General features: G+C 24.7%; 9 protein-coding genes. 8 read left to right on the top strand and 1 reads right to left on the bottom strand.

The window, feature by feature from the left end; translation table 11 throughout:
• On the bottom strand, positions 1-274 hold a 274-nt coding region (locus tag Q4A58_RS07370), incomplete at its 3' end, for a prolipoprotein diacylglyceryl transferase (RefSeq protein ID WP_303117963.1).
• 178 nt (positions 275-452) lie between these two features.
• Between Q4A58_RS07370 and Q4A58_RS07365 the strand changes: the two genes are divergently transcribed.
• From Q4A58_RS07365 to Q4A58_RS07330, 8 genes are all read left to right on the top strand, one after another.
• Complete coding sequence (locus tag Q4A58_RS07365; RefSeq protein WP_303117961.1) at positions 453-926, top strand: DUF1456 family protein; 474 nt, start codon at positions 453-455, stop codon at positions 924-926.
• A gap of 19 nt (positions 927-945) precedes the next feature.
• Entirely contained in the window at positions 946-3,405 is a 2,460-nt protein-coding gene (locus Q4A58_RS07360; RefSeq protein ID WP_303117960.1) for an ATP-dependent DNA helicase, read from the top strand.
• Positions 3,406-3,414: 9 nt separating this feature from the next.
• Complete coding sequence (locus Q4A58_RS07355; RefSeq protein WP_303117958.1) at positions 3,415-5,493, top strand: HD family phosphohydrolase; 2,079 nt, start codon at positions 3,415-3,417, stop codon at positions 5,491-5,493.
• 12 nt (positions 5,494-5,505) lie between these two features.
• Entirely contained in the window at positions 5,506-5,994 is a 489-nt protein-coding gene (gene ybeY / locus Q4A58_RS07350; protein WP_303117956.1) for an rRNA maturation RNase YbeY, read from the top strand.
• A 115-nt stretch (positions 5,995-6,109) separates the two neighbouring features.
• Entirely contained in the window at positions 6,110-7,015 is a 906-nt protein-coding gene (locus Q4A58_RS07345; RefSeq protein ID WP_303117954.1) for a GT-D fold domain-containing glycosyltransferase, read from the top strand.
• 26 nt (positions 7,016-7,041) lie between these two features.
• The gene (locus tag Q4A58_RS07340) at positions 7,042-8,127 is read left to right on the top strand and encodes a glycosyltransferase family 9 protein (RefSeq protein WP_303117953.1); all 1,086 of its coding nucleotides are present in this window, start codon (positions 7,042-7,044) and stop codon (positions 8,125-8,127) included.
• Complete coding sequence (locus Q4A58_RS07335) at positions 8,124-8,981, top strand: glycosyltransferase (RefSeq protein WP_303117952.1); 858 nt, start codon at positions 8,124-8,126, stop codon at positions 8,979-8,981. The genes Q4A58_RS07340 and Q4A58_RS07335 overlap by 4 nt, the downstream gene beginning before the upstream one ends.
• Positions 8,982-8,988: 7 nt before the next feature.
• Positions 8,989-9,552 (top strand): lipopolysaccharide core heptose(II) kinase RfaY (locus Q4A58_RS07330; protein WP_303117950.1); only part of this gene is annotated, 564 nt, incomplete at its 3' end.

Below are 9,552 nucleotides of genomic sequence, written 5' to 3'. Positions count from 1 at the left end.
CTCCATGAATTGCCATTCCACCGTGCCATACTGCTGGAATCTCTAATGGATTTGCTAAATAATATTCTAAATTAAATAATACATAGTAAATTCTACCTCCAATAAGCCCTGAAATTATTGCAATAAAGGCGTAATCATCTATAATTTTTTCTTCAAAATTCCTTTCTCTTGCCATTTTTTTTGCTATGTATATCCCTAAAATAAAAGCAATAGCATACATAAGACCATAGTAATGTAACTCAAAAGAGCCTATTTTAAAAAAAATTGGATTCATAAAACTACTCCTTCTCTATATAAAACTTTATTTTTTATTTGTGGATAAAATTATAACATATAAACTTTTTAAATGGAAAATTTATTTTATGCTTTCAAATAACTTTTATGAATTGCTATTTTTTTTTAATTAGTGTAAAATAAAAGATAGTAATTAATTTACAAGAGTGAGGAAATAAATGACAAATAATGATTTTTTAAGAAGACTTAGATATGCGCTTAACATAAAAGATATTACTATGATGGAAATCTTTAAATTAGGAAATAAAAATATAAATAAAGAAGAGCTTGTTCGCTTATTTAAAAAAGACTTTGAAGAAGGTTTTCTTAAACTTAACAATAAAGATTTAAATTTATTTTTAGATGGACTTATAATTCAGAGGCGTGGAAAAAAGGAAGAGGATTCTTCCAAACATCCACAAATAGAAATTACTAAAAATAATCTCAATAATATTTTACTTAGAAAATTAAGAATAGCATTAGAGCTTAAAAGTTATGATATGATAAATATTTTTAAATTAGGTGGAGCTGAAATTTCTGAGAGTGAACTATCTGCTCTTTTTAGAAAAGAAGATCATAAAAATTATAGAGAATGTGGAGATAGATATATAAGAGTCTTTTTAAAAGGACTGGTTGAGTATTATAGAAATTAAAATAAATAAGGAAAAAAGAATGGATATAAAAAGCAGATTCTCAGAAAAAAGTCTAGAAAAAATAACTGAAATTTTAGAGAAAAATGACTATAAATCAATAATTTTAAAAGCAAATTTTGATGAGAATGAACTTATAGATGGACCTGTTTTTTTATGCGAAAACAAAAAAAGAGAATTTGAGAATATAGCCAGTAGATTAAAAAGAGATGAGGTACTTATAAAAATTGCCAAAACTAAGCTTCTTTACCCTAGTGATACAGATTTAGAGCTAGCTGAAAGCTTATATAGCAAAAAAAATATTGCTTATTGCATCCTTTCCAAAAATTTAGATGATTTTTACTTTGTACAAGATATAGATAGACTTTATCTGGAATCAATAGATATTCTTCCATATTTTGAAAAAAATGGTTTAGTTTCTCAAAATATAAAAAATTTTGAATATAGAGAAGAACAAAAAAATATGGCTCTTTCTATTCAAGAAGCTATAAATAACAATAATAAAATCATTATTGAAGCTGGAACTGGTACAGGAAAAACTTTAGCTTATCTGATTCCTGCAATTAAGTGGTCTATAGAAAATCAAAAAAAAGTAATTATTGCAACAAACACAATAAATCTACAAGAGCAGCTTTTGTATAAGGATATTCCCATTGTAAAATCTTTAATGAAGGAAGATTTTTCTTATATTTTAGTTAAAGGTAGAAACAATTATGTTTGTAAAAGATTATTCAATGAAGTTTCTATGAAGGGAAATGTCAATCTAGATACCTTTAATAGTGAACAAAAAGAGCAATTTGAATATATCCTAAAATGGGGAAATAAAAGTGAAACTGGAGATAAAGCTGAACTTCCATTTGAAGTTAATTCGGAAGTATGGGAGCTTATTCAAAGTACAACTGAGCTATGTATAGGAAAAAAATGTCCTTATAGAAAGGAATGCTTTTATATTAAGACTAGACGCGAAAAATTAGAAGCTAATATATTAATTTCCAATCATCATGTTTTTTTTGCAGATTTAAATGTAAGAGCAAATACTGATTTCGATAGTGAATATTTAATATTACCTAAATATGATATGGTTATATTTGATGAAGCACACAACATTGAGAGTGTTGCTAGAAGCTATTTTTCAATTGAAATATCTAAGTACTCTTTTAGCAGATTAATTTCTCGAATTTATTCCAAATCTAATAAAAGAAAACAAAAAGCTGCCTTAAACAAATTAGAGGAGAGTATTGATAAAGGTAATATTGAAAATTTTCAACTTTATGAACTTTCATTGGAAAAATTAAAAGATGCTATTCAAATATTGCAAACTGTAGGTGATGAATATTTTGAAGAATTAAGAATAGTTTTTGATAATGGTCAGGAAAATGGAGTAAAAAAAATTTTAACTTCTTATGAAATGAAAAAGTCTAATTTTTTAGAAAGCTTTAGGGAAAAGAAAAATAGATTCCAAAGTTTATTACTTGATTTTTTTAATCTAATGTCTGATTCTACTGCACTTATAGATAAAGAAAAGAATAAAAATCCTGATATTACAAATTTTAAAAATCATTTATCCATCTATAAAAATTTCATTGATAATTTTAAGTTTATAGATGAATTTACTGATGAAGATTACATATATTGGTTGGATATAAATTCTAAAAGAACAAATATAGTCTTAACTGCCACACCTCTAAATATAGCTAAAAAATTAAATTCTTCACTTTTTGAAAATTTAAATAGATTAATTTTTGCCTCTGCAACCTTGTCAGCTGATGGAAATTTTAATTACTTCAAAAAATCTATAGGACTTTCTGATGAAAAATGTATAGAGAAAATAATAGAATCTCCTTTTAATTATGATAAACAAATGAAAATCTATATTCCAACAAATATTCAAGATTCAGATAAATTAGACCTCTTTTATAAAGATGCAGGAAGTTTTATTTTAGATATACTCAAAAAAACTAATGGAAAAGCATTTATCTTGTTTACTTCATACACTATGCTAAATCACATATATTATCATATAAGAAATAAGTTATTAAAATATAATTTTGAAATATTCTTACATGGTGAAAAACCTAGAACTCAACTTATTAATGAATATAAAAAAGCTAAAAATCCTGTACTTTTTGGAACTACTTCTTTTTGGGAAGGAGTTGATGTTCAGGGTGAAAATTTAAGTAATGTCATAATTGTAAAACTCCCTTTTTTAGTTCCTACAGACCCTGTGGTAGCTGCTATCAGTAGAAAAATTGAAGAAGAAGGAGGCAATGCTTTTGTAGACTTTCAACTTCCAGAAGCACTTATAAAGTTTAAACAAGGCATAGGAAGGCTTATAAGAAATAAAACTGATCATGGAAATATATTTATAATGGACAATAGAATACTTAAAAAAAATTATGGTATATCCTTTATAAATGCTCTTCCAACAAAGAAATTAAAAATTTTAACAAAAGAAAAAATAATTGAATTAATCGATGATTAAGGAGAGTTTATGAAAAAAATTAATATATTTGGTTTCAAAATTTCAATTGACTTAAAAAAAACAGAGGCATCAGAAATTGATAATTATTCTGAAAGTGACTTTATAAAAGAGAAAATTTTATATCTTATTCTTTTGATGTTTATAATTATAATTTCATCTAAATTACCTATGATTTTTAGAAATAATAACTATGTTATTGGCGATGTTGTAAAATCAGATATCTATGCTCCTAAAACAATAATCTTTAGAGATAAGGATGCAAAAGATAAAATTATTGAAGAAATGATTCATACTCTAGATAGAGAATACATCTACTCCGTAGACGCCAGTGAAATTTACTTAAGAGAATTGGATGCTTTTTACAAAGAACTTTCGGCCATAAGAAATGGAAATTTAAAAACATATGATTACAGTGCTTTCCAAAAAAAAACAGGGAAAGAGATGTCTGAAAAGCTTGTAAATAAGCTTTTAAAAATAGAAACTGATGAAGAATTAGAAAATATTTTTGAAACTTCTAAGAATCTTTTGAGTACACTTTATTCAGCTGGTGTTTATAAAGAAAGAAATTTTATCAGAATAAACGAACCACATAAAACAGCCCTTGATGAACTAAAGTCCCCAATAAAAGATATTATTGATATTTTTTTAGTTCCTAACTATATATATGATGAAAATAAAACTAGACACAATATAGAAGAGAAAGTATCACAGATTAAGGAACAATATGTTGAAATAAAAGCTGGAACATTGATTGCAAGAACTGGGGAAATTTTAACTAAAAGAAAAATAAATATTCTTGATAGATTTGGAATTTTTACATATAAAACAAGCATTTTTAATTTAGTTTTAATAACTATCTATCTAATAGTTCTTTCTACAATTTTTTATATAGTAAGTGCTCATTTTTATACTACAGAAATATTGAGAAAAAATAGATATAAAGCTTTAATGCTTTTAATTTCTTTAATATTTTTAGCTGTTAGATTGACTCCTAGTAACTTAATTTATCTTCTTCCTATTGATACGGTATTATTTCTAATGTTTTTCATAATAAGTAGAAGATTTAGTGTTTTTGTTTATATGTTAATTTTAGCCTTGATGCTACCTATGATAGATTTTGATCTTAAATTTTTTATGATACAAACTGTATCTGTAATGATGGTTGGTTACCTTATTAAAAAAATAAATACAAGATCAATTATCATTGCTGTGGGCATACAATTAGCTGTATTAAAATTAGTTTTATATTTTATATTAAGTTATTTCTCAAAAGAAGAAACTTTAAGTGTAGCCGTCAATTCAATGCAAATTTTCATATCAGGCTTATTTTCTGGCATGTTTACTATAGCACTTTTACCTTATTTTGAAAAAACATTTAATATACTTACTATTTTTAGATTGATTGAATTGGGAGATTTGTCACATCCTCTTTTAAGAAAGTTATCTTTAGATGCACCTGGAACCTTTCAGCACTCAATGATGGTTGCCGTTCTTTCTGAAAATGCTGTTGTACAGATTGGTGGAGATCCTGTTTTTACTAGAGTTGCCTGTTACTATCATGATATTGGAAAATCCAAAAGACCTCAATTTTTTGTAGAAAATCAAGTAAATGGAGAAAATCCTCATAATGGAATTAGTCCTTTTATGAGTAAAATCGTAATTCTTTCTCATACAAAAGACGGGGCTGAAATGGCTAAAAAATATCAAATTCCTAAAGAAATAAGAGATATTATGTATGAACACCATGGCACTACTCTACTTGCATATTTTTATAACAAAGTAAAAAATGAACATCCTGAAGTTACAGAAGAAGAATTTAGATATAGTGGACCTAAGCCACAATCTAAAGAATCAGCTGTAATAATGATGGCTGACTCTATAGAAGCTGCTGTAAGATCGCTTGATATGAAAAACCCAGTTACCATAGAGCAAATGATTAGAAAAATTGTCAATGCAAAAATAGAAGATAATCAACTATCTGATTCAAATATTACATTTAAAGAAGTTGAAATTATAATAAAATCTTTTGTAAAAACTTTCAGTGCTATTTATCATGAAAGAATAAAATATCCAGGGCAAAAGAATTAAATAGGAGATAAAATGGACATAATTATTGATTTAACACATGACATTAATATTGAAGAATTTAACGAATTTTTAGATAGATTATATGAAAATAATTACCTAGAATCCTACATAAAAAAAGTTTTAGAACTTGAAAAAATAGTTTCCAACAGACCATTTTATATGTCAATATTGCTAACTAATAATAAAAATATTCAAGTTGTAAACAGAGATTTTAGGGGAAAAGATTCTCCGACTGATGTTATATCATTTGCTTATCATGAAACTGAAGACTTTGATATAGGACCTTATGACACACTTGGTGATATTATAATTTCACTTGAAAAAGTTAAAGAACAATCTCAAGAATATATGCATTCTTTTGAAAGAGAGTTTTATTATGTATTAACTCATGGAATTTTACATATTTTAGGTTATGATCATATTGAAGAAGAAGATAAAAAATTAATGAGAAAAAGAGAAGAAGAAATTCTCTCTGAGTTCGGTTATACAAGAGATAATTAATATTTTGCTAGTAAATAAATTTTAATTTTATTTGCTAGCTTTTTTAATAGTGAAAATAAGTTAAATTTTTGTTATAATACTAATATCTTATTTTTTAGAAGGTGATATATCAGATATGAGAATAAAATTCTTAAAAATTTTGAAAAAAAATATTTATTGGAGAATAAATAAATATAAATTAACAAAAGAGAAAGAAGCAAGATACAATATAAAAACAAAGCTAGAAACAATTGACAAATTACTAGAAGGTTATTCTATAAGTAGGTATGGAGATGGAGAACTTTCTCTTATTTATAAAAAAAAGAAATCTGGAATTAATTATCAGGAATATAATAATGAAATAAAAAAAAGACTTGTAGAAATTTTAAAGTCAAACACTGATAAACATTTAGTTGCTATACCAAGTCCACTAATAAAAATTGATAATTTAGAAAAAGGAGAAGCCTATTTTTGGAGCAAGTATTATTTAACTAATAAAAAAAACTTGGAAACCTATTTAGATAAAAAGAAAATTTATTATGATTCGATGATAAGCAGATTTTATATGCCTTACTCTAAAAAAGAAGAAAGTCAAATACTAGTAAAAAAAATAAAAACTTTGTTTACTAATAGAAATGTAAATATCATAGAAGGGGAATACACTAGATTTGGTCTTGGAAATACCCTTTTAAAAGAAGCAGGAACTATTGAGAGAATTATTTGCCCTTCAAAAAATGCATATAAAATATACGATAAAATCTTGGAAAGAGCAAAAAAACTTCCAAAAGATAGCCTAGTTTTAATAGCATTAGGACCAACAGCTACTATTTTAGCTTATGATTTAGCAAAATATGGATATCAAGCGATTGATATAGGTCATTTAGATATAGAATATGAATGGTATCTGATGAAAACTGATAAAAAAGTTGATGTTGAAAATAAAGCGGTTAATGAGGTCAGTGGAGTTACTACAAAAGAAATAAAAAATATTGAATTAAAAAAAACTTATGATTCACAAATAATTGATAGAATTGAATTTTAAAAATTATTAAGGAGTTTAAGATATTTATGATAAGAAAATTAAATAGACTTCTTCAAAATTATATGAGAGAAAAAAGATTAAAAATAGGGAAATTTATATGGGATAGAAAAGAAAAAAAAGAAACTATAAAAGGAAATAGATTTATAGAAGACAACAATATAAAGTCTATAATTTTTTTAAGATATGATGGAAAAATTGGAGACATGATTATAAATACTTTAATGTTTAGAGAGTTAAAGAAGTTTTACCCATATATAAAAATTGGGGTCGTTGTGAGAGGGAATGCTAAAGACATAATAAAAGAAAACCCTTATGTAGATAAAATATATGATTATGAAAAAACTAAAAAAAAAATAAAAAAATTAGCTAAAAAAATAAGAAATGAAAACTATGACTTATTAATTGATTTTTCTGAAATTTTAAGAGTGAATGAAATGATGCTTATAAATTTAGCTAAAGCTAGATTTAATATAGGCATAAAAAAAGAAAATTGGAATCTTTTCGATATTTCATTAGATATTAGAGATTTCCAAAAGCATATAAGTAAAATGTATGAAAAACTTCTTAGTTTTTTAGGAATTTCTGATATTAATCTTTCTTATGATTTATATCCTACAAATTATGTTTTAAAGCAATATAATTTGCAAAAAGAAGCATATATAATTTTTAACCCTTTTGCTGCAAGTAAACATAGAAGTTTTTCAGAAGAAAATATAATAAAAATTTTAAATTTATTGGAAAAAAAATATAAAAATATTCTTTTAATTGGAGAAGAAAAAAAGTTAAATTTATTGGAAAAAGTTCAAAAATATGAAAATATAATAATATATAAAACTAAGGAACTTAATGAACTTATTGAAATTATAAAAAATGCAAAGCTTATTATAACTCCAGATACTGCTATTGTCCATATAGCATCTAATTATAATAAGAATTCTATTTGCTTCTATCGAAAAGAAAAATATAAAAAAGATAAAAACTCCAATTTCTGGGGTCCTAATTCTACTAATGCTAAAATTATTTATATTGAAAAAGAAGTAAAAAATGGTGAGGAAATCAACATAAATGATTTCGATTTAATATCATTTGCTGAAGAATTGGAGAAAATATGAAAATATCTGTAATTATACCTGTTTATAATAGATTAGAACATTTAAGAGCTGGTTTTATTTCTCTTATTAGGCAGAAAAAACAACCTGATGAATTAATTATAACCGATGATGGTTCAAGTCAAAATATTTTAAATTATATAGCTGATCTTATTCCTTCAGCTAAGTTTAAAGTAAAGCATATTTATCAAGAAGATAAAGGCTTTAGAAAAACAAGAGCATTAAATAATGCAGTTTTGAATGCAGAAGGAGAGGTCCTTGTATTTTGTGATCAAGATTTAATATTTGGAGAAGAATACATAGAAATTATTTATAAAAATATTAGAAAAGGATTTTTTTTGATGGGTAGAGCTTATCATATAACTGAGGATGAAAAAAATATAGTTTTATCTAAAATAGAGAATATTAAAGAATTTAAAGAGATTATAGAAATTTTACCAAAATATTATCCCAGTATAATAAAAAAAATGCTCAATGAGGATAAAAATAGAAGAATTCTTAATTATTTTAAACTTGCTAAAAGAGGTATAAAGTTAGTTGGAATGAGCTATGCTCTTTTAAAGGAAGATTATATGAAAGTAAATGGATATGATGAGAACTATATAGGTTGGGGTGAAGAGGATGATGACTTTGGAAATAGATTAAATGTAGCTGGCATAAAAGGAAAAGAACTTATTACCCCTAATATACAACTACATTTATGGCATTATTCAGATCCTACAAAAACAAAATCTTTAAATGAAGAATATTATTATAAAAGAAAAAAAGAAATTTTTAAAAATAAAGATTACTTTTGTCAAAATGGCTGTATTAGTGAGCAACTAAGAGATGATATAAGAATTGAAGAGTTAAATTAGGAAAGTTATGTTAATAAAAGAATATTATAAAAATTGTGCAATTTATTCATATGAAAAAGAATATACTGAACTTGCTAAAAAAATTCTAGATAATGATTATTCTTTAGTTAAAGAATTAAAAAATACAAAACGAAACTATGTTTCTTTAATTAAAGTTAATAATCAAAATTACATTTATAAAGAAGCTAGAAATGAATATATAATTCCTCAAAGAAAACTAATGACTATTTTTAAAAATGGTGAAGCATTAGAAACTTTAAAAAATGTAAATTCTTTAATACAATATGGATTTACTGAATATATAAAGCCTTTAATTGCAGTAAATAAAAGAAAAAAAGGAATGATAAATTTTTCTTTTCTTGTAATGGAATATATTGAAGGAAAAGAAGATAGAGAACAAATTGATAGAATCTTAGAAAAAATGAAAGAAATTCACAAAAAGGGATATTACCATGGTGATTTCAATCCAAGTAATTTTCTTTTTTCAAAAGAAAATAAATTATATATTTTAGATACTCAATGTAAAAAAATGCTTTTTGGAACTTATATATCTCATTATGACATGCTCAAT

Origin of the sequence: Fusobacterium sp. (assembly GCF_030528405.1) — a bacterium.
GTDB lineage: Bacteria > Fusobacteriota > Fusobacteriia > Fusobacteriales > Fusobacteriaceae > Fusobacterium.
This window is presented reverse-complemented; position numbering and strand designations above follow the sequence as displayed.